Genomic DNA, 25,634 nt, shown 5'->3' with positions numbered 1-25,634 from the left:
GCGCCCCCTTATCGTTTGCGCTGAAGGCGCAATCCGGTCTTTTTCAGGATTGCGGAGCTGTACAGGATCTGGTGCCCGCGGCAGGCATCGCCCAGCAGCTCGTGAATACGTTCGGCCTTGGTTTCCACTTCGTCCCGGCTGGTGCCGTGCACCATGGCGAAGAGGTTGTAGGGCCAGAGTGGCCGGTGTCGTGGTCGCCGGTAGCAGTGACTGACAAAGGGCAGTTCCCCTGTTGCCTGGCCCAGCTCACGGACCTGCTCATCGTCCACGTCCCAGACCGTCATGCCGTTGTAGTGGTAGCCCAGCCGGTAGTGGTTGGGCACGGCGGCGACACGGCGCAGCACGCCGTTGGCCTGGAGGCGCTGGAATCGCGCCAGGGCCTCGTCGCCACTGATGCCGATCCGTTCGCCCACCTCTTCCCAGGGGTTGGAGACCAGCGGTAACCCCTGCTGGGTGGCGACGATCAGCTCCCGGTCCAGGCTGCCCAGGGCCGTTGATTCAGACGTAGAAGCGGAGGTTGACATGGAACTCCTCCTCCTTGGGCATGTTGTAGACCGTGTACCCGGTCGTTGACTCGATCTCCCGGATAACCTCGGGAATGGCCTCCTCCTGCTCGGTCGCCAGTACAAACCACATGTTCAGGTCATGCTCCCGACGGTAGTTATGGGCAACTTCCGGGAAGCTGTTGACCTGTTCGGTGACGGTTTCGAAGTCCGCCTCTGGAATGGACATGGCGGCCAGGGTCAGGCCCCCACCCATCTCCCCGGCATGGAACATGGGGCCGAAGCGGGTCAGTAGGCCGGAGTCCAGCATGGAGCGCAGGTGCGACAGCAGCGTGTCTTCAGCGATGCCGAGCTCCCCGGCGACGGCCGCATAGGGATTCGGAACCAGGGGCAGGCCGTCCTGGAGACGATTGAGAATGGCCCGTTCGGTGTCGCTCAGTCCGGGCGTTTTTTCAGGCGTTTGCATCACCGACATAGCGGCCTCCGCACTGTCGATAGGCCTTGCGGCTGAACAGGACGTCATGGTCCGTATTCTCAAGACCATGGCGTTCACGCAGCTGCCGGAGCTGCTCCCGAACCTGCTCCCGATCCGTGCCATGGATCATGCAGAACAGGTTGTAAGGCCAGTCCGGGCGCTGCCGGGGACGCTGGTAACAGAGCGTCACGAAGGGTTCCTCCGCAAGGGCGTGGCCAACGGCCGCAACCTTCTCATCGGGGATGTCCCAGACCACCATGGCATTGGCGCGATACCCCAGGGTGCGATGGCGCACCACCAGACCCATCCGCTTAATCAGTCCGTTGGCCTGCCATTCACTGGTGGCCTCAAGCACCTGCTGTTCCGTGAGGCCGCACTCTACCGCCAGCGCCCGGTAGGGCCTCGGGCAGAGCGGAAGTCCGGTCTCGAGCCGTCGGCGCAGGATCAGCAGTTTCTGCGCATGGTTCAGGGACGGGTTAACCGCCAGGGGCATATGGCTCATGGCAATGCCTCCCAGTCGATGTTGAAGGCGAGGTCGATGTGATAGGCCTCAACCATTGGCAGCCTCAGAAAGGGCAGTGCCAGTGTCTTCTCCAGCTCATCCAGTCGCGTCTCCAGGGTTTTCTCATCCGGAGCCGTCATGACGAACCAGAGATTGAATTCGTGTTCCCGGGCATAGTTGTGATTGATGCCCGGGAAGTGGTTGATCCGGTCGGCAACCTGATCAATGTCCTCTTTGGGTGCAGCAACAGCCGCGAGCAGGCTGGCGCCCGCGCGGCTGTGTTCAAAGACGGGTCCCACACGGCTGATGGCCTGTTGCGCCTGGAGCGCCTCCAGCCGGCCAATGACCGCTTCTTCGGGGATGCCCAGCTCCTCGCCCATTGCCAGGAAGGGGCGGGATGTGATGGGCATCCCTTTCTGGTAGCGGTCAATCAGCCGTCTGTCAGTCGCATCCAGTTGCATCAGCTCACCCGGGCTCAGTACACGTCGTGCTGTGTGTTGTAGACGTTGAACTTGCCTGTCGGCGTGACTAGGCGTTCGTCCTTGATCACCTTCTTCAGTTCACGGGTCCTGTCGTCCACAACCACCAGGGCGGATTCCTGTTCCTTGCCGTTCCAGACCGAGAACCAGACCTCGTCACCAGCTTTGTTGTACTCAGGCTGAACAACGCGCTTGGGTCCTTCGCCCAGGTCGGCCCACTCAGCGATCGGCAGAACCTCGTAACCCTCATCCAGGTTGTTGATGTCAAAGACAGCAACGCTCTGCTTGATCTTGTCATTGGGGTTGAGAGGATTGTCGACCCAGAGGTTGTCCGATTCCGGATGGGTCTTGATGAACAGCGAGCTGCCGCCCTGACCCTCAAGCGTGCGGACTACTTCCCAGGCATGTTCCGGGTAGTTCTCAGGATCAGTGCCGATCAGCTGAACGCTTGCGTCGCCGAGGTGGGATGTCGCCCAGACGGGGCCGTATTCAGGATCCACAAAGTTCGCGCCACGACCCGGATGGGGGATATTACCCACGTTGACGAGCTCTTCCAGTTCGCGATCCTTCGAGTCGACTACCGCAATCTTGTCGGATTCATTGGCAGCGGTGAGGAAGTAGCGCTTGGTCCGGTCCCAGCCGCCATCATGCAGGAAGGGCGCCGAGTCGATCGTGGTCACCGAGAGGTTGTCCAGATCCTTGTAGTTCACCAGTTTGATCTTGCCGGTTTCCTTCACGTTGACGATGAACTCCGGATGTTCGTGGGAGGCCACAATGGCGGCCACGCGTGGCTCCGGATGGTATTCCTGTTCGTTGACCGTCATCCCGCGGGTGGAAACGATCTTCTTCGGCTCGAGGGTTTCGCCATCCATGATGGTGTACTGGGGTGGCCAGTAGCTGCCGGCAATGGCCAGGTCGTCCTCGTAGCCTTCGAACTTGGAGGTTTCCACCGAACGGGCTTCAAGACCAACCGTGATCTCGGCCACCTTGGCGGGTTCTTCCATCCAGAGGTCGATCATGGTCACGCGGGCATCGCGGCCAATGACGAAGACGTAGCGTCCCGATGCGGACATGCGTGAGATGTGAACCGCGTAGCCGGTTTCAATGACTTCAACGATCTCCTTGGTGTCGCCACTGATCAGTGCAACCTGACCCGCATCACGCAGGGTCACACTCATCAGGTTTTCCCGGTTCAGGTCATTCTGTGGCTCGGTGGGCCGCTCTTCCGGGGGTACGTAGACCTCCCAGCTTTCACGCATTTTCTCCATACCGAACTCGGGGGGCTCCGGCGGCTCATGCATGACGTATTTCGCCATCATCTCAACCTGCTCATCAGTCAGTTCGCCGGATTTCCCCCAGGCCGGCATGCCGGCGGGTGATCCGCTGTTGATGAAAGCCTTCAGGTATGCAAGCCCCCTTTCCTGGGTGATATCCGGAGTGAGCGGCTTACCGGTGGCGCCCTTGCGGAGCACACCATGGCAGCCGGCACACCGGTCAAAGAAAATCTGCTTGGCTTCCTTGAAATTCTCCTTGGTCATGTCCGGAGCGCCCTCGGTCGTCATAAGATCCCTTGTGGAGTCGGGATCCACAGCGCTGGGCGCCCCTTTGTAGGCCGCTCCGGAGCTTTCATCGTCCTCCTGGGGCGAAGCGTGGACGGGCATGCTGGCTGCCGTCGCTATGGCGACAGCCAGCATCATGGGTTTGAAAAAGGGGGTCGCTGTGTTCATCGGCCTGCTCTCCTCGGTGCCAATTAATACATGTGACATATTTCTTTTTGTTCATGTTGTATTCATTGAGGAAAGTCATCGTCCTTGGAATCCGAGCTCTAATACCCACAGAGAGGTATTCATTCTTTGTCAGGCCAGAAAAGAACATTTAATTAAAATCAATGAAATTAGCGGGTGCTTTGTTCAGGCTTAAAAAATGAAGAGCCAGCAGTGACAGGGTGGCCTTATGGGCCGTTTTTTCGGAAAGACAACAGCTGCAGTGTTCATGGGGTCAGTCGTTACGGTCCTGCCTGTGCAAGCCAGCGAGCCTGACGCTTCGGAATTGCGCAACCTGGTTGTCCAGGACTGTGGCTCCTGTCACGGGTTGCGGCTTGGAGGAGGGCTGGGGCCAGCATTGCGCCCCGAGGAGCTGGAGCGGCTGTCGGTCGAGGCGATTGCCACCATAATCCGTCATGGCACTCCTGACACTGCCATGCCGCCCTGGAAGGATCTCCTGAGCGAACATGAAATCCGCTGGATCAGCGAGAAGCTCAAATCCGGGGCTCTGCTCAACAACGACGACCCGAGGTGACCCCATGGAATCAATGCGTCAGCCACTACGCCTGGTGGGATTGCTTTTCAGTGCAGTACTTCTCGCCGGATGTCAGCTTCTAACGGAATCCCCGACTGATCCCCGGGAACTGCGGGGAACCGGCGATCTCGGGCTCATCATTGAGCGGGCCTCCGGGTCGGTGCTGGTCGTGGATACCACGGAAAAGACGGTCCTGGAGCGGGTAGAGGGTCTCGGCAACCTTTCCCACGCTTCCGTTGTCTATTCCCGGGATGGTCGCTATGGCTATGTTTTTGGCCGGGACGGCGGTCTGACCAAAGTTGATCTTTTGACCGGATCCATAGACCGGCGGATTGTTCAGGCGGGCAACAGCATTGGGGGTGCCATTTCCCAGGATGGTGAGTATCTGGCGGTGTCCAATTACGAGCCGGGTGGCGTGAAGGTCTTCGACAGCGGGAGCCTGGAGCAGGTCGCCAGTATCCCCGCCCACTATGAGGGAGAGGACGGCGAAACCCACCGCTCCAAAACCGTTGGGCTTGTGGACGCACCTGGCAATCGATTCGTGTTCAGTCTTTTTGATGCCGGCGAGATCTGGATTCTGGACATGAGCCACGACGAGCCCCGGGTTGTTCGCCGTGAGGCGGGGGATAAACCCTATGATGCTCTCATCACCGGCCAGGGGCGCTGGTATATAGCGGGTCTGTATGGGGAGGACGGCCTGTCTCTTCTGGATCTCTGGAACCCGGATGAAGGGGTTCGCCACATTCTCTCTGATTACGGCAGGAATGATGAACGGCGGCCCGTTTACAAGATGCCCCATCTCGAAGGCTGGGCCATTGCCGGGGATCGTGCTTTTGTACCGGCGGTCGGGGCGCATAAGGTGCTGGAGATATCGATGGAAGACTGGGCCCCTGAGGGACGGATTCCGGTTCAGGGACAGCCGGTTTTCGTCATGGCTAGCCCGGATCACCGTCAGATCTGGGTGAGCTTTGCCCACCCCGATAATGATGTGGTTCAGGTTATTGATTCCCGGACATCGGAAGTCATCCGTACCCTGGAGCCCGGCGAGGCTGTACTGCATATGGAGTTCAGTCCACGTGGTGAAGAGGTATGGATTTCCGCCAGGGACAGCAACCGCGTTACTGTCTATGACACTGGGACGCTGGAAAAGATCACCACACTGGAAGCCAAGAAACCCAGTGGTATCTTTTTTACCAGCCGGGCTCATCGGCTCGGGCTGTAATTCAGCGGCTCAGGAGCAGCGCCCCCGCGGTGAACGCATAGGCCAGTGACCAGGCACCGGCCGCCGTCCAGAGCAGTCCCGGGGTACTCCAGGGGACTGGTCCTGCTGCCAGCCGTGCCAGTGCCGCTAGTGCCACGGGGGCCAGGGTCGCCATGAGAACGCCTGAAGGCGGCGGCTGGCGGCGGATGGCGTGATAGTGGATCCGCAGCATCACACCAATGGTCAGGGTTCCCAGCGCGCCCACTGTAATCAAGTGAAGCAGCGCCGATGGATCCCGGCCGAGCAGCCACGCCAGGCCCATGCCCAGGGCGCCGGCTGCCAGCCACACTGTTCCCAGCGCCAGACCCAACAGATCCGGCCGGTCCAGGCACAGCCAGAGCCGCCAGCGGACCGTGCGGATCAGGATCAGGATACCGGCGGCGGCCAGAAGAGCGCCTGAGGGCAATACAGGCAGCGGCAGCAGGGTCAGGGCGGCCGCCAGGCCCAGCATCAGGATCAGGGCGGCCTCGATCCGCGGCTGGACCCGTGCTTCCTGCGTAATGCCACGCTTCTCCAGGGTGCCCGCCACAGCCGGGGCGATCAGTCGCCCGCTCATGAAGGTCATCAGAAGCAGCAGCAGGGTTACCCCGGTGTAAAGCAGTGTGGTGGCCTCCGGCACCGGGAGGAGCGGCAGCATCAGCCAGAGCAGGGGAAGCCCGCACAGGCTCACCATCAGCGGCACCAGCATGCGGTTGCGCCATTTCTTGGCGGCATTGAAGCGTGGGACCACCCGCCAGGCCAGCAACAGGGCGAATGCGGGGCTGAGCAGCTGGCTCAGCCAGAATCCGGGTGCCAGGGCATAGCCCAGACGTGCAGTCAGCCAGAGCCCGAACAGCGCCGCCAGCCAGCGCTTGGGCTGAGGGCCAAGGGTGTAGCCGGCAATCACCGCCAGGGCAAAGCCGAACACCATCTCGTGACCATGATGGCCGCCCGCCAGACCGGGAGCCCAGCTCCAGCCGGCCAGCATGGCGGCCATGGACAACGGCAGCGCGATGGCCGCATGGAGGCAGGCGGCCGGAAAGAAAAAGCGGTGGCTTTTCAGGCGTTTTTCGCGGCTGCGGGGCATGCTGGCTCCATTCCCTTAAAAGATTCAGTAAATATAAATGTTAATGGTGAGGCCCGCAATCCGGTTCCACGTGGGTCGGCTGCCCGGTAAGATGGGGCTGACGGTCACAGACGGATTAGGGGGAATATTGGCAACAGCACTCAAGCATCTGTTCGATAACAACGCGCAGTGGGTCCAGGACACACTGGCGCAGGATCCGGATTTCTTTGAGCGGCTCTCCCAGCAGCAGGCGCCGGAATACCTGTGGATCGGCTGTGCCGACAGCCGGGTTCCCGCTAACCAGGTGGTGGGGCTGATGCCCGGCGAGCTGTTCGTGCACCGGAATGTGGCCAATGTGGTGGTGCAGACCGACCTGAACCTGCTGTCGGTCCTGCAGTTCGCCGTGGAAGTCCTGAAGGTGAAGCACGTGATCGTCTGCGGCCATTACGGCTGCGGTGGCGTCAAGGCGGCGTATCAGGATGCCCACCTGGGGCTGATCGACAACTGGCTGCGCCACATCCAGAACGTCGCTGCGGACCACCGGGAACTGCTGGCGGCCCAGCCGGATGAGATGGCCGCCGTTAACAAGCTCTGCGAGCTGAACGTGGTGGCGCAGGTTGCCAATGTCTGCCGCACCACGGTGGTGGCGGATGCCTGGCGGGGCGGCCAGGAGCTCTCCGTTCACGGCTGCATCTATGGTCTGGAGGATGGCCGTCTGCGGGATATGGGTCTGGGCGTCCGCAGCACTGGCGAGCTTGATGAACAGTGTCGGCAGGCCGTGGAGCGTCTGAGCCAGGGGGCGCCCATGCCGCAGGAATGACCCTGTTGCGTGGTCCTCATCATCAGCGGCGGGAGCCCGCATGAAGCTGTTTCTGGCGGTTGCCACCGTCACCGTCATGGGGCTGTTCCAGTCCTCGCTGCTGGCAACCCTGCCCTGGATCATTGAACGCACCGGGTTGCCGCCCGTTTTCTGGTCGGTGCTGGTTGCTGCCAGCCTGATCCTGGTGGCCGTGAGCAGCCCGGTCTGGGGCCGGCGTACGGACAGTCACGGGGCCCTGCCGGTGATGCGCCTCACCATGGGGCTGGTGGTGGTCTGTTATGGTCTTCTGATCCTGGCCATCCTTGCCCTGTCGTCTCCCCTCTGGATTGCGGCCATCGCCATCGCGACGCGCCTGGTCTACGGCATTGCCACCGGCGGCGTATTCCCCTCTGCCCAGCGTTTCGCGCTGGCGGACAAGCCGGTTGCCCAATGGCCGGAGACACTGGCCTACATCCAGGCCTCAACCCATGCCGGGCGTGTCATGGGTCCGGGCATCGTGGCGCTGGCGGCGATATGGAGCCTGCCGCTGGGGCTGGTCCTGATTGTTCTGCTGGGCGTGGCCCTGTGGCTCATGCAGTGGTATTTCGCCGCGGGTGTGGCGCCGGAGTCCTCCGGCAATCGCGAAAGCGCCGTGGCACCGCCCTGGAACGAGGACTGGCCCCTGTATGCCCTTGGGTTCGTGATCACCCTCTGGGTAGGGCAGCTCCAGTTTGCCCTGGGGCCCTACATCCAGAACCTGGCAGATCTCGATTCGGTAACCGCCTCCCAGTGGACGGGGACGGTGCTGATGGTGGCGTCAGTTTCTGCGGTCCTCGCCGGGCCCCTGGGGAACCGCTGGCTGTCGCCCATGCCTCGAATCCTGGGTGGTCTCTGGCTCAGCGTGTTCACCCTGGGTGGCATACTGCTGGCGGCTTCGCCCAGCGTGATCGGTGTGGGGGTAGCCGTGTGCCTGATCACCGCCGGGCTTACCCTGGCCGCGCCCTGGTACGGCAGCATCCTGCGGGCTCGGCGCCCGGATGCCCAGGGGCAGGTCTCGGGGCGCCTGATCAGTGTCCATACCATCGGTTTCGGCAGCGGCACGCTTTTCGGTGGCCTGATGCTGGAACTGGTTCCGGATCAGGCCATGGTCGCCTTCTACCTGCTGGGGCCGGTGGCGGGCACACTGGCGCTCATCCATCACCTGAGGGTTCGGGCAGGGACTGTTCCACCAACTGCCTGAGTTCCGGTACGCAGGAACCGCAGTTGGTGCCACAGCCCAGCTCCTTGCCGAGGTCGGATACCGAGTCACAGCCCTCCGCCAGTGCCTCCTCGATCCGGCGTTCGCCCACCTGGTAGCAGGAACAGATGATGGGGCCGGGGTCCGGCTGGTCGCTGTCCCTGCCTGCCAGGACGCGGCGCCGTGTACCGTCATCCAGTGGTTGCGCCTGGAAGAGGCTGTCCAGCCAGTCGAGGCCGGGGAAGTCATTCCCGGGTTCCACCAGCAGCACCGCCTGCAGCTGATCGCCGTGATACCAGGCTGCCCGGTAACGCCCGGCCCTGGGGTCCCGCATCTCCGAGTCAGGTTCACCTCCCAGCCACTGGCGCGCAGTGCCGGGCCAGTCCGGGATGGGGCTGTTGCCGGCCAGGTGCCAGCAGGTTGTCTGTTCCATCGGCACCCGGGCCCAGTAGAGGCCTTCAGGCCACTGCTCCGGCTGTCCGCCCAGTAACCGGGCATGCCAGCGGGCGTTGAAGGGCAGCAATGCGGCGGTGGCGTGCTTGGTTTCCGGCTGGCCGGAAAGCGGGTCGATAACCCTGGGGAAAAGCGCGGAAGCCAGTCCGTTCGTGGTGAACTGGTGGTTCCAGTGGATGGGCACGAATACCTCACCCGGCCGCATACCGTCACTGGCCCTGGTTCGACCCAGGTACCGACCCTGGCCGTTGCTGAGCCAGGCCAGGTCGCCATCCGCGAGATCGTGAGCAGCGAGGTCGTCCGGGTGGGCCTCGATGAAAGGTTCACACAGATGCTGGAGCAGACGTGCTGCGCGCCCGGTGCGGGTCATGGTATGCCACTGGTCGCGGATGCGGCCGCTGGTAACCCGCAGGGGGGTGGTTACCGTGGGCCCCCTTGCTGGTCCTTTGGGGTGAATGGGGATGAAGCAGGCATGGCCGTCCGGTGTGGCGAAAACACCGTCCTGGAACAACCGTTCACGACCACGGGGGTGTTCCGGTGTGACTGGCCATTGGATCGGTGTCATGGCGTCATAGTCGCGGTCGGAAAGGGTGGCAAGTGCGCCCAGATTGAATTGTTGTTTCGGGTCACCGGAAAGGGTCGAGACCAGGGCGTGTTCCCGGAAGATCGCTGCGGGGCCGGCATAGTCAAACGCTGCATTGAATCCCATGGCCCGGGCCACGGCGCTGATGATCCACCAGTCCGGGCGCGCCTCGCCGACGGCCGGAATCAGGCCGCGCTGGCGTGAGATGCAGCGTTCGGAATTGGTCACGGTGCCGTCCTTCTCGGCCCAGCCCATGGCCGGCAGGGCGACATCCGCCAGGGCCAGGGTATCGGTATCGGCTACACAGTCCGAGACAATGACCAGCGGACACTGCGCCAGTGCATGGCGGGCCCGCTCCGGGTCCGGGAGCGAGACCAGCGGGTTGGTGGCCATGATCCAGACGCACTGGATGTCGCCGCGCTCTATGGCCTCAAAGAGGGCAACGGCCTTGTGGCCCGGCTCCTCCGGCAATGCCGGCGCCTGCCAGAAATGGGCCAGGGCTTCCCGTGCACCGGGGGTGTCGTAGTCCATGTGTGCGGCCAGCTGATTGGCAAGCCCGCCGACCTCGCGTCCACCCATGGCGTTGGGCTGGCCGGTTACGGAGAAGGGCGTAGCGCCGGGTCGGCCGATGCGGCCGGTGGCCAGGTGGCAGTTGATGATGGCGTTGGCCCTGTCCGTGCCGGAGCGGCTCTGGTTCAGCCCCTGGGACCAGAAGCTGGTGGTGCGCGGAGTCGTCGCGAACCATTCATAGAAGGTTTGAACGTCCGCCACAGCCAGGTCGCACCGCTCGGCAACCGTTTCCGGGTTGGGCGCGCTCTCCCGGGCCGCCTCGAGAGCGGCCTCGGGGCTGCTGCAGTGGGCCTCCACCCAGGCGTGATCCCATGCGCCCGAGTCAGCGAGCCAGACCAGGAGGCCGTTCCAGAGGATGGTATCGGTGCCTGGCCGCAGGGCCAGGTGCAGGTCGGCCTGCTCACGGGACGCGGTCCGGCGGGGGTCGATCACCACCATGCGCCTTTCGGGCCGCTCGGCGCCTGCCTTCTGCATGCGCTGGTACAGGATCGGATGGTTCCAGGCCGGGTTGGCGCCGGCAAGTACCACCAGGTCGGCCAGCTCCAGGTCCTCGTAGCAGCCCGGTACCGCATCCTCGCCGAAGGCGCGTTTGTGGGCGGCGACCGCCGAGGACATACACAGCCGTGAGTTGGTGTCCACGTGCGGGGTGCCGATGAAGCCCTTGGCGAACTTGTTGGCCACGTAGTAGTCCTCGGTGAGGAGCTGGCCGGAGAGGTAGAACGCGATCGAGTCACCACCCCGTTCGTCCCTGAGGCGGGTCAGTTCCGTTCCCAGGTACTGTATCGCCTGGTCCCAGTCCGTATCCCGCCCCTGAATGCGCGGACGGGTCAGCCGACCCTGGGAGCCGAGGGTTTCATGCAGGGCCGATCCCTTCACGCACAGCCGCCCCGTGTTGGCGGGATGGTCTGGATCACCCCGTACCGGATCGAGCCCATTGCCGTTGATGGTTGCGTCGACACCGCAGCCGACGCCGCAGTAGGGGCATGTGGTTTTGCAGCCCATGATGGATGCTCCCTGAACAGAAGAAGCCCGGCCCCGGCACGGATTCGGTGCCGGTGACCGGGCTTCGGTACCCGTGGTCTGTGATGGCGTTGGTTCTCCGTTCACACAAGCATTTCCCATGCCTGCCTGAAGTGGCCCCAATCAGGGGGGTGGGAGCCCGGCACTGTCCTGTTTCGGGGCAGATTGCACTGCATTGGGGCGCTCGCTCCGTTGAATCCGGCGATTGAGCCCGGTTTCATGGGGTCGGGGGCTGGCGTGGCTTTTGCTTCACAATGGCGCGAATCGACGCTGAGGATGGAGCATGTCGGCGGATCAGAGTGGTGTGCGTGTCATGCTGGTGGACAACGAGCCGGAACGGGCAGCGATGGTGTGTGAAGCGCTGACCTCCGAGGGCTACGAGGTGGTGGGTCAGCGCAGCAGCACCCGTGGGCTGGTGGCGGCCGTCGCCCAGGAGGAACCGGACGTGGTGATCATCGATATGGATTCACCGGACCGGGATACCCTCGAGTCCATGTCCGCCCTCAATGAGCACGCGCCCCGGCCAGTGGTGTTCTTCGCCAGTGATGACAGCGACAGTCATACGATCCAGCAGGCCGTTAACGCCGGTGTCAGCGCCTACATCGTGGACGGACTGGAACAGCATCGGGTCAAGCCGATCGTGGATGTGGCGGTGGCGCGTTTCGAGGCTTTCCAGTCACTGCGTCATCAGCTGGAGGAGACGCGAACGGCGCTGGAGGACCGGAAAGACATCGAACGGGCCAAGGGGCTGGTGATGAAGCAGAAGAAGTGTTCGGAAGATGAAGCGTTCCACAGCATGCGCAAACTGGCGATGGACCGGAACCAGAAACTCAGCGAGGTGGCCCGCCAGCTGATCGAGGCACTGGATGGGGGCGAGGGGGAAGGCACTCCGGAGGCGATGGATGACTGACTGGATGAAGGTGACGGAAGCGGACGACAGCATCCGGCTCGGATTCATTCCCCTGCTGGATGCTGCTCCCCTTATCCTGGCCCAGGAAGCGGGGTTTTTTGCCGAAGAGGGCCTGGAAGTCAGTCTCCACCGCCAGCCCTCCTGGTCCAGTCTGCGGGATCGTGTCGGCGTTGGAATGCTGGATGGCGCCCAGATGCTCGGGCCCATGGCCCTGGCCATCAATATGGGCCTCGGAGCGCCGCCGTGCCCGGTCATCAGCCCTATGGTGCTCAGCCGTAACGGCAATGCCATCACGGCCAGGCGGGCGCTCTATGAGCAGCTGGCGGCCACAGGCTTTGATCTCTCCGATCCCTCCGAGGCGGCGCATGCCCTGGCCCGGGTCGCCGCCGCAAGCCATGAACCGATAAGGCTGGGCATTGTCTACGCCTGGTCCACTCATTACCTGCAGCTGCTCGACTGGCTTGCCAGTGCTGGACTGTCGCCCGGGCCGGGTCTGGAGCTGGTGACGGTGCCGCCGCCGGAGATGATGACCGCACTGGCCTACGGCAGTGTTGATCTGGCGTGTGTCGGTGAGCCCTGGAATTCGCTGATGGAGTATCACGGGCTGGGCCAGATCCTGGCGACGGGGTGCCAGGTCTGGCAGAACGCGCCGGAGAAAGTCCTGGGTATTCGTCGTGACTGGGGGCAGGCCAACCCGGAAAAGCTGCGTGCGTTGATGCGCGCCCTGATCCGCTGCTGCCGCTGGCTGGATGATCCGGTCAATTGCGACCTCGTCCACCGCATACTGGTGCACCCTCATTACCTCGGCAGTTCCATTGAGCCTCTCGGAGATCAGGGCGAATGTCTATTCCACCCCAGGGTCCAGCAGCACTTCTTCCGTCAGAGTGCGAACTTCCCGTGGCTTTCCCAGGCGGAATGGCTGCTGTCGCGTATGCGTCTGCGCAACCAGGGCGATCAGCTGCTGGAGACACCGGATCTCGACAGCATCTTCCGCCCCGATCTCTACCGCGAGGTGGCGGAAAGCCTGGGCCTGGATGCGCCGGTTATGGACTATAAGGACGAGGGGGAACACCGTCAGCCCTTCGTGGTCGAAGGCGTCCGGGGCGAGGTTGAGGTAGCTTCGGATGCCCTGATCGCGTCCGTCGGTCGGGACTGATCCGCGCCGGTGCATGGGGTCTGCCAGGTGCACCTGATTCGGTCGTGGATGATCGTCTTTTGCGGATCGGGCTCCAGGAAAATCGTTTAAAATCAGGATAAAAGATCAGTGGCACGTTTCCTGCTTCGGCTTGGGTGTGCCACGGACAGGTTGACGGTTTGCCATGGCACGGACCGGCGTGGCGGCCGGGTGCAGAAGGAGCTGCACTCCACAGATTACGAGCATTGCATTGGCAAAGGCGCCTGCTCCCGGACTGGGGGCAGGCGCTTTTTTTTGGTTGTTGATAGGGAGACAGTCCAATGAACGGGAAGAGGCGGACAGGGTCCGGAATTGTTGCAATCCTTTTGGCCGGCCTTTGGGGCGCATTGCCGGCAGGTGCCGAAGAGGTCGGGCCGCCCGAGAAACTGGATCTCAAGCTGGGATTCATCAAGCTGACGGACATGGCCCCACTGGCCATTGCCAAGGAAAAGCACTTTTTCTTCGACGAGGGGCTTTTCGTGGACCTGGAGGCCCAGTCCAACTGGCGGGTGCTCCAGAACCGGGTAGCCCGGGGGGAACTGGACGGCGCCCACATGCTGGCGGGCCAGCCCATCGGGGCCAGCATCGGGGTTGGTGGCAACAAGTCCGACATCGTGACCGCATTCAGCATGGACCTGAACGGCAATGCCATCACGGTCTCCAATGATGTCTGGGAGGCCATGCGGCCCAATGTACCGAAACGCGACGACGGCAAACCCGCCCATCCAATCAGCGCGACGGCCCTCAAGCCGGTGGTGGAGGAAACCCGGGCGCAGGGCGAGTCCTTTGACATGGGCATGGTCTACCCCCTGTCCACCCACAATTACGAGATCCGGTACTGGCTGGCGGCAGGCGGGCTCCACCCCGGCTTCTACGAGCCGCAGAAAGGCGATAACAGCGGTCGCAGCGGCGCGGATGTCCGCCTCTCGGTGACACCCCCGCCGCAGATGCCCTCCACCATGGAGGCCGGCACTATCCAGGGCTACTGCGTGGGTGAACCCTGGAACCAGCAGGCCGTGGCCAAGGGGATCGGGGTGCCCGTGGTCACCAACCATGACATCTGGCCCCACAACCCGGAGAAGGTCTTTGGCGTGACCCGGGAATGGGCAGAAGAAAACCCGAACACGCACCTGCGTCTGCTCCGGGCCCTGATCCGGGCGGCCCACTGGCTGGATGAGAACGGCAACGCCAACCGTGAGGAGGCGGTCGGGATCCTTTCGGATTCCCGCTACGTGGGAGCGGATGAAGAGGTCATCGCCAACTCCATGACCGGCACCTTCGAGTACGAACCCGGCGATGTGCGCGAGGAGCCGGACTTCAATGTCTTCTTCCGCCACAACGCCAACTACCCCTACTACAGCGATGCCATCTGGTTCATGACCCAGATGCGGCGCTGGGGCCAGATTCCGGAGCCGAAGCCGGATGACTGGTACATGGAGAAGGCGCGCGAGGTCTATAAACCGGCCATCTATGAAAAAGCGGCGCGCTCGCTGGTGGCTGACGGCACCCTGGAAGCGTCGGATTTCCCCGATTTCGACACCATCGACGGTTTCAAGCCGGTGCAGGACGACTTCATCGATGGTCGGGCCTACAACGGCCGCAGGCCCAATGCCTACATCAACAGCTTCGACATCGGCCTCAGTGGCGATGACACGCCCTGATCAACAGGAGGCGACGCTATGCAACAGGCAGCAACGGTGACCCGGATCACCGACTTCATGAAACAGCAGATGGCGGGGTTCAGTCCCCAGGGAGCCATCAGGGCCGTGAGCATGCCGGTGTTGGGCGTGCTCGCATTCCTGCTGCTCTGGCAGATGGCGGCCCAGAATGTCACCACCTCTTTGGGCAGTCTGCCCGGCCCGGCGGGTGTCTGGGCGCAGGCGGGCAACCTCTGGGCAGACCATCTCGATGAACAGCGGCGAGCCGCTGAGTTCATTGAGATGCAGAAGGAGCGCAACGCCGAAATACTGGCCCGCAATCCGGATGCCGAGGTGCGGATCCGGCCCTACAGCGGCAAGGAAACCTTTATCGACCAGATCCTGACGAGCCTGGGCACGGTGTTCTCGGGCTTCCTCCTGGCGTCGCTGCTGGCGATTCCCCTGGGCATCGTGGTTGGCCTGAACCGTTACCTGTACGAGGCGGTGAACCCGGTGATCCAGGTGTTCAAGCCGGTCTCACCGCTGGCCTGGCTGCCCATCGTGACGCTGGTGGTCTCCGCCACCTACACGGTTGAAGACCCGATGGTATCGCGCGCCTTCATCACATCCATGGTTACGGTCTCGCTGTGCAGTCTCTGGCCGACGCTCGTGAATACCATCATGGGTGTGAATGCGGTCAGCCAGGACCTGCGCAACGTCAGCCAGGTCCTGCGGCTGGGCTTTTTCACCCATGTCTGGCGGGTGGTGCTGCCCTCCGCCATTCCCATGATCTTCACCGGTCTGCGCCTGTCGCTGGGCATCGCCTGGATGGTGCTGATCGCCGCCGAGATGCTGGCCCAGAGCCCGGGTCTCGGCAAGTTTGTCTGGGATGAATTCCAGAACGGCAGCAGTGAATCACTGGGCCGCATCATGGTCGCCGTGATCGTCATCGGCCTGATCGGGCTGGTGCTGGATCGCGGCATGCTGATGCTGCAGCGCCTGCTCTCCTGGGATCGCGCCAGCGCCACACACTGAACAACGGAGGTTACACCATGAGTCATTCACGTCCCCATCTCGAACTGTCCTCCGTGGGCATGGGTTTTCCCATCAAGGGTGGCACCTTCACAGCCCTGGACGACGTCAATCTGCGCGTGGCAGAAGGCGAATTCATTTCCCTGATCGGTCATTCCGGTTGCGGTAAGTCCACGGTGCTCAACATCGTGGCCGGTCTGATGCGGGCGACCCGGGGTGGTTGTCTGCTGGACGGCCGTGAGGTGACTGAGCCCGGCCCTGAACGTGCCGTGGTGTTCCAGAACCATTCACTGATGCCCTGGCTGAGTGCCTACCAGAACGTGGAGCTGGCCGTACGCCAGGTCTTCCGCAAGTCCATGACACGCCAGCAGCGCCGCGACTGGGTCATTCACAACCTGGAGCTGGTGCACATGGGCCATGCCCTGGATAAGCGCCCGGATGAGCTGTCCGGCGGCATGCGCCAGCGGGTTGGGATCGCCCGGGCCCTGGCCATGCAGCCGAAGGTGCTGCTGATGGACGAACCCTTCGGGGCGCTGGATGCGCTGACCCGGGCGCACCTCCAGGATTCGCTCATGGAGATCCAGCGGGAGCTCAACAGCACAGTGATCATGATCACCCATGACGTGGACGAGGCGGTGCTGCTGTCCGATCGCATCGTGATGATGACGAACGGGCCCGCGGCGAGCATCGGTGAGGTTCTGGATGTGCCGCTGGAGCGGCCGCGGGATCGCGTGGCGCTGGCGGACTGCGCCGAGTACAACCGCTGTCGCCAGTCCGTGCTGAGCTTCCTGTACGAGAAGCAGCAGAAGGTGACGCCGATGCCCAGGAAAACGGGTGAAGCTCGGGGTACGCAGGAGGATGCTCCATCGGCTTCGGGCGCTGTGAACGCCTGATTCTGGTGCATCGGTGTCCGGGTGTGCACCAGCAGGGGTCCGGAAGTGTCCTTCTTCTGCCAGGCCGGGCTCGTCAAGTAGCTGATATTTCGGGGTATTCAGTTTTGGCATGCAACCTGCTAACCAAAAGGTGTGTCTGAGGACACGGACATTGCGGATCAACAGGGCACTGGCGCCTGATCGGTCTTCCTGCGGGAAGGTTGGCAGGCGCCTTTTTTGTTGGGGCAGACCCCCGGAGGCAGAAATGGGCGGAGAGCTCGTCATCATCGGACACGGCATGGCCACGCAACGGCTCCTGGAGTTGCTGGCAGGGGAACGCCACGGCTGGCGTGTCACTGTCGTCAGTGACGAACAGGCACTGGCCTATAACCGCATCCTGCTGTCGCCCTGGCTGGCCGGGGAAACCACCACGGAGGCACTGCCGCTCGCAGCGCCTGGCTGGTACGCGAATCAGGGCGTTCATCTGCACCAGGGGGATGGCGCGGCCTGGATTGATCGCGCCGCACAGGCCGTGATCACCCGGGCCGGCCACCGGATCCCCTATGACCGGCTGGTGATCGCCACCGGCTCCCGTCCGGCCATACCGGGGATCGAGGGCGCCGGGCTGGAGGGGGTCACCGGTTTCAGGACTCTCGAAGACGCCCGGTGGATGGCGGCGTGCGCCCGGAAGGGGGGCAGTGCCGTTGTTCTGGGTGGTGGTTTCCTGGGGCTGGAAGCGGCCGAAGGCCTGAGAGCGCAGGGGATGAAGGTCTCCGTGGTGCATCGGGGGCACTGGCCCCTGAACCGGCAGCTGGACGAAACCGCCGGTGGCATGCTGGCGGAGGCGCTGCGTCGGCGGGGAGTGGCACTCCACCTGGCTAATGGTGTGGATCGCATCGAGGGCGACGGGCGGGTCGAGACGGTTCGCCTTTCAGACGGCCGTCAACTGCCGGCGGACATGGTGGTGATTGCCGCTGGGACCCAGCCGAACCGGGACGTCGCGGCGTATGCCGGGCTCGAATGCGGTCACGGCATCCATGTGGACGCCACGCTCACGACCAGTGATGAGTGCATCCAGGCTCTGGGGGAATGCTGTCAGTTCCGGGATCACACCTACGGTCTGGTCGAGCCGGTCTACCGGCAGGCGGAGGTGCTCGCCGACCGGCTCTGTGGCGGCCATCGCGTCTACCGCGAGGCGCCCGTGGCAACGCGGCTCAAGATCAGCGGCGTGGCGGTGTTCTCGTGCGGGGATATTGAACCCCGTGACCGGGAGACCGAATCCATCCTCTACCACGACCGCCGCGGTGGCGAGTACCGCCGCCTGCTCCTGAAGAACAACCGCCTCGTCGGTGCCGTCCTGTATGGCGATGCATCGATGGGCCCCTGGCTCTTCGACCACCTGAGCCGGGGAACGGATCTCAGTGCCTGGCGCGCGAGCCTGGCATTTGGCGAAGCATACTGCGAGGCGGCCTGAGTCGCTGCCCGCTGGCAACCGGAGGAAAACGTCATGAGTAAACAGAACCTGATCGTGATCGGTAACGGCATGGTGGGTCATCACTTCCTGGAGCAGCTGGCTGAAAGCGGGCTGGCGGATGGGTTCCATGTGACCGTCCTGGGCGAGGAGCAGCACATTGCCTACGACCGCGTGCATCTGTCCGAGTATTTCCAGGGCAAGTCCGCCGATGACCTGGCGTTTTCCACCTCGGACCAGTATGCCCAGTGGGGATTCGATCTGCGCCTGAACACGGCGGCCACCGCCATTGATCGCGAGGCCCATACGCTCACCCTCGACAGCGGGGAGACGCTCCCGTACGACAAGCTCGTCCTCGCCACCGGCTCCTACCCCTTCGTGCCGCCCATTGAGGGCAACGATCGGCCGGATTGCCTGGTCTACCGGACCCTGGACGATCTCGACGACATCCGTGAGGCGGCCTCCCGCTCGAACACCGGTGTGGTGGTCGGCGGCGGCCTTCTGGGGCTTGAAGCAGCCAATGCGCTGCGCGAGCTGGATCTGGACACGGCCGTGGTGGAATTCGCACCCCGGCTGATGCCGGTCCAGGTGGACGAAGAGGGCGGCGACATCCTGCGCGAGAAGATCGAGGAACTCGGCGTGCAGGTGCTGACCGGGCGCGCCACCCAGCGCATCGAAGAAGGCACCAATGCCCGCCATCAGATGGTGTTCCAGGACGACCGGTTGCTGGAGACCGACCTGATCGTGTTCTCCGCCGGCATCCGGCCCCGTGACGAACTGGCCCGGGATGCCGGGTTGAGTATGGGTGAGCGCGGGGGCGTCGTGATCGACGATCACTGCCGCACCAGTGATCCTGACGTCCTCGCCATTGGCGAAGTCGCGCTCTGGAACGACAGCATCTTTGGCCTGGTCGGCCCCGGCTACCAGATGGCCAAGGCGGCCCTGGATACCCTCACCGAGGGCGAGCGCACCTTCCGGGGTGCGGACATGAGCACCAAGCTCAAGTTGATGGGCGTGGATGTGGGCGCCATCGGCGATGCCCACGGTAACCAGAACCCGGGCGCGCGCTTCTACCGCTACACCAACGGCATCGCCCAGGAGTACCGCAAGCTGGTGGTCTCCGCCGATGGCAAGCAGCTTCTGGGTGCCATGCTGGTGGGCGATAACAGCTATTACGACACCCTGCTCCAATACGCCCTGAACGGCCTGGAGCTGCCGGACAATCCGGAATCGCTGATCCTGCCGGCCAGCGAGGGCGGTGCCCCGGCGCTGGGCGTGGACGCGCTGCCGGAGACCGCCGGCATCTGCTCCTGCCACAACGTCACCAAGGGCGACATTGTCCAGTGCGTGCACGACGGGTATGCCTCCGTGGGCGATGTGAAGGCCGCAACCAAGGCGGGCACCGGCTGTGGCGGCTGCGCCGGCCAGCTCAAGGAGATCGTCGATCACGAGATGGCGGCGCTGGGCATGGAGGTGGACAACAGCGTCTGCGAGCACTTCCAGCACACGCGCCAGGAGCTTGAACACATCATCCGTGTTGAGGACATCCATGACTTCCACACCCTGCTGAAGAACCACGGGCAGGGGCTGGGCTGCGACATCTGCAAGCCGGCGGTTGCCTCGATCCTGGCCTCCACCTGGAACGACTACGTGCTCAACCCGGAGCATGTGGGCCTGCAGGACACCAATGACACCTTCCTCGCCAACATGCAGAAGGACGGGACCTTCTCCGTGGTGCCCCGGGTGGCCGGTGGCGAGATCACCCCGGACAAGCTGATCACGCTGGGCGAGGTGGCGAAGGAGTTCGAGCTCTACACCAAGATCACCGGAGGCCAGCGCGTGGACCTGTTCGGTGCGAAGCTCAATGACCTGCCCTCGATCTGGCAGCGTCTGGTGGACGCCGGCTTCGAGACCGGCCATGCCTACGGCAAGGCCCTGCGCACCGTGAAAAGCTGCGTCGGGAGCACCTGGTGCCGCTACGGCGTGCAGGACAGCGTGCAGCTCGCCATCGACCTGGAGCATCGCTACAAGGGCATCCGTGCCCCGCACAAGATCAAGTTCGGGGTCAGTGGCTGCACCCGTGAGTGCGCGGAAGCCCAGAGCAAGGACTTTGGTGTGATCGCGACCGAAAACGGCTGGAACCTCTATGTGGCCGGTAACGGCGGCATGCGCCCGCGCCATGCGGACCTGCTGGCCCAGGACCTGGATACCGACACCCTGATTCGCACTGTTGACCGCTTCATGATGCTCTACATCCGCACCGCGGACCGGCTGCAGCGCACCGCGCGCTGGCTGGAGAACCTGGAGGGCGGCCTCGAATACGTGCGCCAGGTGGTCATGGAGGACTCGCTGGGCATTGCCGAGGATCTGGACGCGCAGATGGCGCGCTTGATCAACAACTACCAGTGTGAGTGGAAGACCACCCTGGAAGACCCGGAGAAGCTCAAGCGCTTCCGCCAGATGATCAACGACGACGGTGACGACCCCTATGTGGTCACGGTGGAGGAACGAGAGCAACCGCGCCCGGCCACGGCCGAAGAGAAGCTGGAACGCATTCCGGCGGTATCCGTCTGAGGAGGATTTACATGACACAGCAGAATGAATGGACCCCTGTGGGCAGCAGGGCCGACCTGGTATCGGGCGCGGGCATTGGTGCCCGCGTCGGTGATCGCCAGGTGGCCATCTTCCACATTCCGGAACTGGAGCAATCCCTGTTCGCCGTGGACAACTACTGCCCCATTTCCGGCGTGAACATCATCGCCCGGGGCATCGTGGGCGATATCCAGGGGGAACCGGTAGTGGCGACGCCGCTGTACAAGAAACACTTCTCACTGGTGGATGGCCGCTGTCTGGAGGACGACAGCCACCGGCTCCGGACCTACGCCGTTCGCCTGGAAGGCGACCAACTGCAGCTCGCGCCGCGGGAGCAGGGGCAGGGCGCGGCGGCCTGAACCCCGGCCAGGGGCACGGATAGGATCCTGGGTTGCCGCGTGGCGGATTGGGTGGGGAATTGACGGAAATCAAATTCAAAATCAATGAGATAGATCAATCTTATTTTGGGGTAACGGGCTTATGCTGATTCCATAATCCAACGGCAGGAGCCCGACCATGAAATTGAACCCGATTCGCCAATCCCTAATCGCTGCCCTTTCCATCAGTGTCATTGGCGCGGCAGCCCCTGCTGTAGCCTACGACAAGGGCGACACCATCGTCCGTGGTGGTATTGCCAGCGTGGTGCCCGGTGGTAGTTATTCCTCTGTTGAGATTGGAGGAAATCCGTTCAGCCTCCGTGCGGACTCAGATATCCAGGCGGGGCTGAGCTTCAGCTACATGCTCACGGAGCAGTTGAGCGCGGATGTTCTGGCTGCCACGCCCTTCGAGCATGACCTCGAAACTCCCGCAATAAAGGCCGGTTCTACTAAGCATCTTCCGCCGACAGTGACCGTTTCCTGGTATCCTCTTGCAGGCTCAGGAGCAGCCGTTAAGCCTTATGTCGGAGCGGGCGTGAATTATACGACCTTCTGGGATGAAGAGAGCGCTTTGGGGAATCTGAGCTTGGATGATTCTGTCGGTCTCGCTGCCCAAGTGGGTGTGGATGTTCCGCTGGACGAGAACTGGAGTGTGGGTGCAGCGGCCTACTACGCCGACATTGAAACGGATGCAGAGCTGAACGGCGACGATATTGGTACAGTCGAAATTGACCCCATGGTCTACCGCCTGCACGTCGGCTACAGCTTCTGAACTCCAACAACCTTACCGACTTCTGAATGCCAAGGATGGCATTCCAGCCTTCTGCAGTTCGTGTGCCAGTAACCCGATGCCCCTATGCTGCCTGTACTGGATGATGGTGCAAAACCAGCAGCTGGTCGGGGCGGAGAGCCAGCTCGGCGTAGGTGATTCCTTCCTCGTCCGAGAATTCCACCTCAACGGCACCGTCAAGATCCTCAACGACAGTTCCGACCTGACCCCGGATCAGTCCATGCCCCTTAACATCCTCCAGAAGGGCAACGATATCGAGCACTTGAGGATGGTTTTCCATAGTGGGCCTCTCAAAGCACAAAGCATGTGGTGAGACGAGGGGTCTCTTCGCCGCTCCGGATGATCCAGAGACTTCGGACAGTGGAAGTGCCCCGTTCACCTTCTATTTCACAGTCTATCATGTACCTTAAACCATACTCATCGCGGGCAGTCACAGTCGCGGGACTTTCCAGGGCCGCATGGAGGAGTTGCTCGCGGAGAAAATCGGCATCTGTCGCTGAAAGCCCCAGAGCGGACTGAAAAACGCGGGCTTTATGCTTACCGCGTGGATGCTCCGTGTTAAGGCAGTACCCTTTCAGCTTGTGGAGGTCGACTACTGCCTTATCCGCATTGGGCAGGCTCATTTACCTTGGTTTTTCCCGCGCTGCTCCCGGATTTCTTCAGGCGAAGGAGGTGGGAACTCCACGCCGCGTTCCTGGAGTTGTTTCTTGACCTTTTGGGCCCATTCGTAGGCTGAGGACTCGGGGTTGATCAGATCATTGCTTAGACGGTCATGGATAACCCAGGAGATATTGCTGCCGGCGTCATTGCGCTCTCTGTAATCCGATCCTTGCTGGATGAGGTAATGAACGATCTCATATTTGTTCAAGTAAGCTGCATATTGAAGGCTCGTGTTATTTGAATTATCAGTCAGGTCCGGCTTGGCGCCGTATTTCAATAAGAGCTTGATATTCTCCCAGCGATCATGACCTATGGCACTGAAAAGGGCCGGCTCGCCGTCAGCGTCTTTACTATTCGGGTCGCCATCGTGCTCCAGCAGGAGTCGAAGCATGTCCGTGTCGTTGCCTCCCGCTATGAACGTCACGGGAGAGTGACCATTGCCGGCCATCTGGTTCGGGTCCGCCCCGAGCCGCAGCGCCCGTTCGACCGCTTGATGATTCTTCTGCATCATCAGCCAGAACAGCGGGGTAATGTCGTCCTTACCGCGGGTGTTCAGTGCTACATCGCCGTCCTCCAGCATCTGCCGGGCGCGTGTTTCGTTACCCTTCTGGATTGCTTCCAGAAGCTTGACCTGTTCGGGTTTGAAAAACTCCGTTGCCTTCATGTTGCTTCCCCATAGATTGCATGCAGTCAGCAGCCCTGAGAGCAGCAGGGTTGCCGCTTTCAGCCAGTCCCTTCCTCCCGACATAAGTCGCTACCTCGCCTTTTGCAGAGTTTCTATATCCTGTTCTTTCTGGCTCTCAATACCGGCGACCACCTGGTCCATGCCATGACGCTCATAAGGATTGCCACCCTTGATGCTGGGTAGGGTGCGCTGTTGGCCGAGAGCGTTCGGAAGATCAGGGATGAGTTTGCCTACCACGGCGGCGCCAACAAGACCGCCCATAGGGCCGCCAAGCATATGGCCCGATGCACCGCCCAACGCAACACCAAGGGCGTCGCTGCCGTGCTTCTGTACGATTGTCAGCAACTCGCCATTGACCGTCTGGGTCTGGATCCGTTTAGCTGCCTGAGCATTACTCATACCGCCTTGGCGGGCTGCTGTTTCCGAATTCAGTCCTGCGGAATTAAAGGTGTATCCATCCTGACCGGTAACCGCTACACCAGAAGAGGCCAATCCCCCACCCAGTGAATGTCCGACCAATGAGAAGTTTTGGTCGAGTGCAGAATCTTTCGCCTCAGCAGCCAATTTCATAGCTTGATTGTACTGGTCGGCTTCCCGGCCAAATGCTTGCCCAATATTCGCATACCAGTCTTTGCCTGTACTGGTTCCCTTAAAGGTCAGCATGGTTTCCTGATTGATGTCGGATTTTAATAACGCGGCCCCGAACCCTGAACTCTCACTGGTGAAGGTGGCGTTTTCGAGGCCAGTTATTTCCTCGGGATCCAACGCCTTGAGGCCAGTAGGCGGTTTCGGGCGCTGGCCACTGTTGCCCCGATTGTACTCATCCAGCGCGTAGACGTATTCCGCCGCTTCCGCCCGGATGATGTTGTCATTATTGAAATTCAGGCGTTCGTTGGCCTCGCTGACATCCGGGTTATCAGCGGTCGCCTGCACGAGCTCCTGACGCTCGTTGTAGCGGTCCCGTCGTGCCTGAACCGGATCACGCTGGGCCTTTCGGTCTACCGGGCTGTTGGTCCGGGGCTGGGCCGCCGTAGATGTATCCGGGTCCTGTAGGGCACCGGAGCTCTGGCCTGTTTGGTGCCGAGGCATGTGCTCCAGGGGATCGTAATGGAGATAGACGTGGAGATCGCCGCGCTCCACGGCCCAGGCAAGATCCGTCAGTACCTGCTCGAGCTTTACGGGTGGACCAAGCGGGTGCTCAAACACGTGCCGCCAGAGGTCCCAGAGCTTGTAGTTGAAGAGGTCGTCGTGGGTGCTGCGTGCAATGTCCCCGAGCGTCTGCCGGGCATAGATTCTGCAGCGCTCGATTGCCATCCGGCGGAAGCAGCCGTCTTCATCGGTTTCGGGAAACCAGGAGAAACGATAGACCCGCCCCAGATCGGCGGTGAGGAGGAAACTGCGGGTAGTGAGCATCCGATAGTCCCTTATCGAGTCATTGCGTCGTGACGCGTGCCGTCGGCCTCACGGTCGTGATTCCCTGGCCGGCTGGGAGGAGAGATTATTTCCGGACACTGTTCACCGTCAAGGATGCCACGCTCACGCCGGGGTGGCGTTCTTCATGTTTTTGCTCTTTAATCCAGCTCAGGCACTGCATTGAAAAAGGACGGCTCGTATGGACACAACCACCCTGATCGGCCTGGCCGTGATCGCTTTGGTCGTCGGTTACGCGATCTATATCTACAACCACCTGGTCACGCTGAAAAACCGCTTCAGGAACGCATTTGCTCAGATCGATGTCCAGCTCAAGCGCCGGCATGACCTGATCCCCAATCTGGTGGAAACCGCCCAGGGCTATCTGACCCATGAGCGCGAGACGCTGGCACGGGTGACCGAGGCGCGCGCCGGGGCGGTGAATGCCCAGGACGATGCCCGGCGTGATCCCGGTGACGGCCAGAAGATGAACAACCTGGCCAGTGCGGAGAACATGCTCACCAAGGCCCTTGGTGGTTTCAATGCGGTGATGGAGAACTACCCGGACCTCAAGGCCGACCAGACCATGCTGCAGCTCATGGAGGAACTTGCCTCCACCGAGAACCGCGTGGCCTTTGCCCGCCAGTCGTTCAATGACTCAGTGATGGACTACAACACCTACCGTGAGAAGTTCCCCAACAACTTCATGTCGGGTTTTTTCGCCTTCAAGCCCGCCGGGTTGCTGGAGTTTGATACCGAGGCGCTGAGCGAGCCGCCGTCCGTCTCCTTCGGCTGAGGG

The 25,634-nt window shown here is 62.3% G+C and carries 25 protein-coding genes; 14 read left to right on the top strand and 11 right to left on the bottom strand.

Annotated elements, in window-relative coordinates:
• Positions 1 to 8 precede the first annotated feature (8 nt).
• Genes ahbB (CK501_RS00720) through CK501_RS00700 form a run of 5 tightly spaced genes read right to left on the bottom strand, consistent with a single transcriptional unit; the run spans position 9 to position 3,686 of the window.
• A complete protein-coding gene (gene ahbB, locus CK501_RS00720) occupies positions 9 to 524 on the bottom strand; it encodes a siroheme decarboxylase subunit beta (protein WP_095615810.1) in 516 nt (171 codons plus the stop codon).
• Positions 499 to 978, bottom strand: a complete 480-nt coding sequence (locus CK501_RS00715) for an Lrp/AsnC family transcriptional regulator (protein WP_095615809.1) — start codon at positions 976 to 978, stop codon at positions 499 to 501. The genes ahbB (CK501_RS00720) and CK501_RS00715 overlap by 26 nt, the downstream gene beginning before the upstream one ends.
• Positions 956 to 1,480, bottom strand: coding sequence for a siroheme decarboxylase subunit beta (gene ahbB / locus CK501_RS00710; RefSeq protein ID WP_198949336.1), 525 nt, complete (start codon positions 1,478 to 1,480; stop codon positions 956 to 958). Before ahbB (CK501_RS00710) ends, CK501_RS00715 begins: the two co-directional genes overlap by 23 nt.
• Entirely contained in the window at positions 1,477 to 1,941 is a 465-nt protein-coding gene (locus CK501_RS00705; protein ID WP_095615807.1) for an Lrp/AsnC family transcriptional regulator, read from the bottom strand. Before CK501_RS00705 ends, ahbB (CK501_RS00710) begins: the two co-directional genes overlap by 4 nt.
• Before the next feature lie 14 nt (positions 1,942 to 1,955).
• On the bottom strand, positions 1,956 to 3,686 hold the full coding sequence (locus CK501_RS00700; protein WP_095615806.1) for a cytochrome D1 domain-containing protein: 1,731 nt from the start codon (positions 3,684 to 3,686) through the stop codon (positions 1,956 to 1,958).
• Between the two features lie 265 nt (positions 3,687 to 3,951).
• On the opposite strand from CK501_RS00700, the gene CK501_RS00695 reads away from it, so the two are divergent.
• Together CK501_RS00695 and CK501_RS00690 are read left to right on the top strand one after the other, a co-directional pair.
• The gene (locus CK501_RS00695) at positions 3,952 to 4,257 is read left to right on the top strand and encodes a c-type cytochrome (protein WP_095616568.1); all 306 of its coding nucleotides are present in this window, start codon (positions 3,952 to 3,954) and stop codon (positions 4,255 to 4,257) included.
• Between the two features lie 4 nt (positions 4,258 to 4,261).
• Positions 4,262 to 5,479, top strand: a complete 1,218-nt coding sequence (locus tag CK501_RS00690) for a cytochrome D1 domain-containing protein (protein ID WP_095615805.1) — start codon at positions 4,262 to 4,264, stop codon at positions 5,477 to 5,479.
• Between the two features lies 1 nt (position 5,480).
• On the opposite strand, the gene CK501_RS00685 is transcribed toward CK501_RS00690, so the two are convergent.
• On the bottom strand, positions 5,481 to 6,584 hold the full coding sequence (locus CK501_RS00685; protein ID WP_095615804.1) for an NnrS family protein: 1,104 nt from the start codon (positions 6,582 to 6,584) through the stop codon (positions 5,481 to 5,483).
• A 127-nt stretch (positions 6,585 to 6,711) separates the two neighbouring features.
• On the opposite strand from CK501_RS00685, the gene can reads away from it, so the two are divergent.
• Together can and CK501_RS00675 are read left to right on the top strand one after the other, a co-directional pair.
• Positions 6,712 to 7,383 carry a carbonate dehydratase gene (gene can, locus CK501_RS00680; RefSeq protein WP_233128819.1) on the top strand — a complete coding sequence of 224 codons (672 nt, stop codon included), beginning with the start codon at positions 6,712 to 6,714 and terminating at the stop codon, positions 7,381 to 7,383.
• Between the two features lie 40 nt (positions 7,384 to 7,423).
• Entirely contained in the window at positions 7,424 to 8,602 is a 1,179-nt protein-coding gene (locus tag CK501_RS00675) for an MFS transporter (RefSeq protein ID WP_095615803.1), read from the top strand.
• Here CK501_RS00675 and CK501_RS00670 read toward each other — a convergent pair.
• The gene (locus CK501_RS00670; protein WP_095615802.1) at positions 8,553 to 11,207 is read right to left on the bottom strand and encodes a nitrate reductase; all 2,655 of its coding nucleotides are present in this window, start codon (positions 11,205 to 11,207) and stop codon (positions 8,553 to 8,555) included. The genes CK501_RS00675 and CK501_RS00670 overlap by 50 nt on opposite strands.
• 301 nt (positions 11,208 to 11,508) lie before the next feature.
• Between CK501_RS00670 and CK501_RS00665 the strand changes: the two genes are divergently transcribed.
• From CK501_RS00665 to CK501_RS00625, 9 genes are all read left to right on the top strand, one after another.
• A complete protein-coding gene (locus CK501_RS00665) occupies positions 11,509 to 12,135 on the top strand; it encodes an ANTAR domain-containing response regulator (protein ID WP_095615801.1) in 627 nt (208 codons plus the stop codon).
• A complete protein-coding gene (locus tag CK501_RS00660) occupies positions 12,128 to 13,291 on the top strand; it encodes a CmpA/NrtA family ABC transporter substrate-binding protein (protein ID WP_158223001.1) in 1,164 nt (387 codons plus the stop codon). The genes CK501_RS00665 and CK501_RS00660 overlap by 8 nt, the downstream gene beginning before the upstream one ends.
• A 299-nt stretch (positions 13,292 to 13,590) precedes the next feature.
• The gene (locus CK501_RS00655; RefSeq protein WP_095615799.1) at positions 13,591 to 14,970 is read left to right on the top strand and encodes a CmpA/NrtA family ABC transporter substrate-binding protein; all 1,380 of its coding nucleotides are present in this window, start codon (positions 13,591 to 13,593) and stop codon (positions 14,968 to 14,970) included.
• Between the two features lie 18 nt (positions 14,971 to 14,988).
• Positions 14,989 to 15,981: an ABC transporter permease gene (locus tag CK501_RS00650; RefSeq protein WP_198949335.1), complete on the top strand. Its 993-nt coding sequence runs from the start codon at positions 14,989 to 14,991 to the stop codon at positions 15,979 to 15,981.
• 17 nt (positions 15,982 to 15,998) lie between these two features.
• Positions 15,999 to 16,871 (top strand): ABC transporter ATP-binding protein, encoded by an 873-nt coding sequence (locus tag CK501_RS00645; RefSeq protein ID WP_095615798.1) that lies wholly within the window; start codon positions 15,999 to 16,001, stop codon positions 16,869 to 16,871.
• 244 nt (positions 16,872 to 17,115) lie between these two features.
• The gene (locus CK501_RS00640) at positions 17,116 to 18,324 is read left to right on the top strand and encodes an NAD(P)/FAD-dependent oxidoreductase (RefSeq protein WP_095615797.1); all 1,209 of its coding nucleotides are present in this window, start codon (positions 17,116 to 17,118) and stop codon (positions 18,322 to 18,324) included.
• Positions 18,325 to 18,357: 33 nt separating this feature from the next.
• Entirely contained in the window at positions 18,358 to 20,895 is a 2,538-nt protein-coding gene (gene nirB, locus CK501_RS00635; RefSeq protein ID WP_095615796.1) for a nitrite reductase large subunit NirB, read from the top strand.
• An 11-nt stretch (positions 20,896 to 20,906) separates the two neighbouring features.
• Positions 20,907 to 21,272 carry a nitrite reductase small subunit NirD gene (gene nirD, locus CK501_RS00630; RefSeq protein ID WP_095615795.1) on the top strand — a complete coding sequence of 122 codons (366 nt, stop codon included), beginning with the start codon at positions 20,907 to 20,909 and terminating at the stop codon, positions 21,270 to 21,272.
• A gap of 157 nt (positions 21,273 to 21,429) precedes the next feature.
• The gene (locus tag CK501_RS00625; RefSeq protein WP_095615794.1) at positions 21,430 to 22,062 is read left to right on the top strand and encodes an OmpW/AlkL family protein; all 633 of its coding nucleotides are present in this window, start codon (positions 21,430 to 21,432) and stop codon (positions 22,060 to 22,062) included.
• Positions 22,063 to 22,144: 82 nt separating this feature from the next.
• Here CK501_RS00625 and CK501_RS00620 read toward each other — a convergent pair whose 3' ends face one another.
• The 4 genes from CK501_RS00620 to CK501_RS00605 all read right to left on the bottom strand — a co-directional run bounded on the left by CK501_RS00620 (position 22,145) and on the right by CK501_RS00605 (position 24,838).
• Complete coding sequence (locus tag CK501_RS00620) at positions 22,145 to 22,360, bottom strand: DUF4926 domain-containing protein (protein WP_095615793.1); 216 nt, start codon at positions 22,358 to 22,360, stop codon at positions 22,145 to 22,147.
• A gap of 10 nt (positions 22,361 to 22,370) precedes the next feature.
• Positions 22,371 to 22,703: a DUF6883 domain-containing protein gene (locus CK501_RS17180; RefSeq protein ID WP_095615792.1), complete on the bottom strand. Its 333-nt coding sequence runs from the start codon at positions 22,701 to 22,703 to the stop codon at positions 22,371 to 22,373.
• Positions 22,700 to 23,404: an ankyrin repeat domain-containing protein gene (locus CK501_RS00610; protein ID WP_158223000.1), complete on the bottom strand. Its 705-nt coding sequence runs from the start codon at positions 23,402 to 23,404 to the stop codon at positions 22,700 to 22,702. The genes CK501_RS17180 and CK501_RS00610 overlap by 4 nt, the downstream gene beginning before the upstream one ends.
• A gap of 90 nt (positions 23,405 to 23,494) precedes the next feature.
• Entirely contained in the window at positions 23,495 to 24,838 is a 1,344-nt protein-coding gene (locus CK501_RS00605; protein WP_095615790.1) for a DUF2974 domain-containing protein, read from the bottom strand.
• 199 nt (positions 24,839 to 25,037) lie between these two features.
• Here CK501_RS00605 and CK501_RS00600 point away from each other — a divergent pair, with 199 nt between their 5' ends.
• Positions 25,038 to 25,631: a LemA family protein gene (locus CK501_RS00600; protein ID WP_095615789.1), complete on the top strand. Its 594-nt coding sequence runs from the start codon at positions 25,038 to 25,040 to the stop codon at positions 25,629 to 25,631.
• Positions 25,632 to 25,634: the final 3 nt, after the last annotated feature.

The sequence above is a fragment of the Halovibrio salipaludis genome (genome assembly GCF_002286965.1).
GTDB lineage: Bacteria > Pseudomonadota > Gammaproteobacteria > Pseudomonadales > Oleiphilaceae > Halospina > Halospina salipaludis.
The sequence above is the reverse complement of the archived record's forward strand: the minus strand, read 5'-3'. Positions and strand labels throughout refer to the sequence as shown.

Coding starts and splice junctions, on each gene's coding strand:
- ahbB (WP_095615810.1), bottom strand. CDS start 524: ATGTCAACCTCCGCTTCTACGTCTGAATCAACGGCCCTGGGCAGCCTG.
- CK501_RS00715 (WP_095615809.1), bottom strand. CDS start 978: ATGTCGGTGATGCAAACGCCTGAAAAAACGCCCGGACTGAGCGACACC.
- ahbB (WP_198949336.1), bottom strand. CDS start 1,480: ATGAGCCATATGCCCCTGGCGGTTAACCCGTCCCTGAACCATGCGCAG.
- CK501_RS00705 (WP_095615807.1), bottom strand. CDS start 1,941: ATGCAACTGGATGCGACTGACAGACGGCTGATTGACCGCTACCAGAAA.
- CK501_RS00700 (WP_095615806.1), bottom strand. CDS start 3,686: ATGAACACAGCGACCCCCTTTTTCAAACCCATGATGCTGGCTGTCGCC.
- CK501_RS00695 (WP_095616568.1), top strand. CDS start 3,952: ATGGGGTCAGTCGTTACGGTCCTGCCTGTGCAAGCCAGCGAGCCTGAC.
- CK501_RS00690 (WP_095615805.1), top strand. CDS start 4,262: ATGGAATCAATGCGTCAGCCACTACGCCTGGTGGGATTGCTTTTCAGT.
- CK501_RS00685 (WP_095615804.1), bottom strand. CDS start 6,584: ATGCCCCGCAGCCGCGAAAAACGCCTGAAAAGCCACCGCTTTTTCTTT.
- CK501_RS00675 (WP_095615803.1), top strand. CDS start 7,424: ATGAAGCTGTTTCTGGCGGTTGCCACCGTCACCGTCATGGGGCTGTTC.
- CK501_RS00670 (WP_095615802.1), bottom strand. CDS start 11,207: ATGGGCTGCAAAACCACATGCCCCTACTGCGGCGTCGGCTGCGGTGTC.
- CK501_RS00665 (WP_095615801.1), top strand. CDS start 11,509: ATGTCGGCGGATCAGAGTGGTGTGCGTGTCATGCTGGTGGACAACGAG.
- CK501_RS00660 (WP_158223001.1), top strand. CDS start 12,128: ATGACTGACTGGATGAAGGTGACGGAAGCGGACGACAGCATCCGGCTC.
- CK501_RS00655 (WP_095615799.1), top strand. CDS start 13,591: ATGAACGGGAAGAGGCGGACAGGGTCCGGAATTGTTGCAATCCTTTTG.
- CK501_RS00650 (WP_198949335.1), top strand. CDS start 14,989: ATGCAACAGGCAGCAACGGTGACCCGGATCACCGACTTCATGAAACAG.
- CK501_RS00645 (WP_095615798.1), top strand. CDS start 15,999: ATGAGTCATTCACGTCCCCATCTCGAACTGTCCTCCGTGGGCATGGGT.
- CK501_RS00640 (WP_095615797.1), top strand. CDS start 17,116: ATGGGCGGAGAGCTCGTCATCATCGGACACGGCATGGCCACGCAACGG.
- nirB (WP_095615796.1), top strand. CDS start 18,358: ATGAGTAAACAGAACCTGATCGTGATCGGTAACGGCATGGTGGGTCAT.
- nirD (WP_095615795.1), top strand. CDS start 20,907: ATGACACAGCAGAATGAATGGACCCCTGTGGGCAGCAGGGCCGACCTG.
- CK501_RS00625 (WP_095615794.1), top strand. CDS start 21,430: ATGAAATTGAACCCGATTCGCCAATCCCTAATCGCTGCCCTTTCCATC.
- CK501_RS00620 (WP_095615793.1), bottom strand. CDS start 22,360: ATGGAAAACCATCCTCAAGTGCTCGATATCGTTGCCCTTCTGGAGGAT.
- CK501_RS17180 (WP_095615792.1), bottom strand. CDS start 22,703: ATGAGCCTGCCCAATGCGGATAAGGCAGTAGTCGACCTCCACAAGCTG.
- CK501_RS00610 (WP_158223000.1), bottom strand. CDS start 23,404: ATGAAGGCAACGGAGTTTTTCAAACCCGAACAGGTCAAGCTTCTGGAA.
- CK501_RS00605 (WP_095615790.1), bottom strand. CDS start 24,838: ATGCTCACTACCCGCAGTTTCCTCCTCACCGCCGATCTGGGGCGGGTC.
- CK501_RS00600 (WP_095615789.1), top strand. CDS start 25,038: ATGGACACAACCACCCTGATCGGCCTGGCCGTGATCGCTTTGGTCGTC.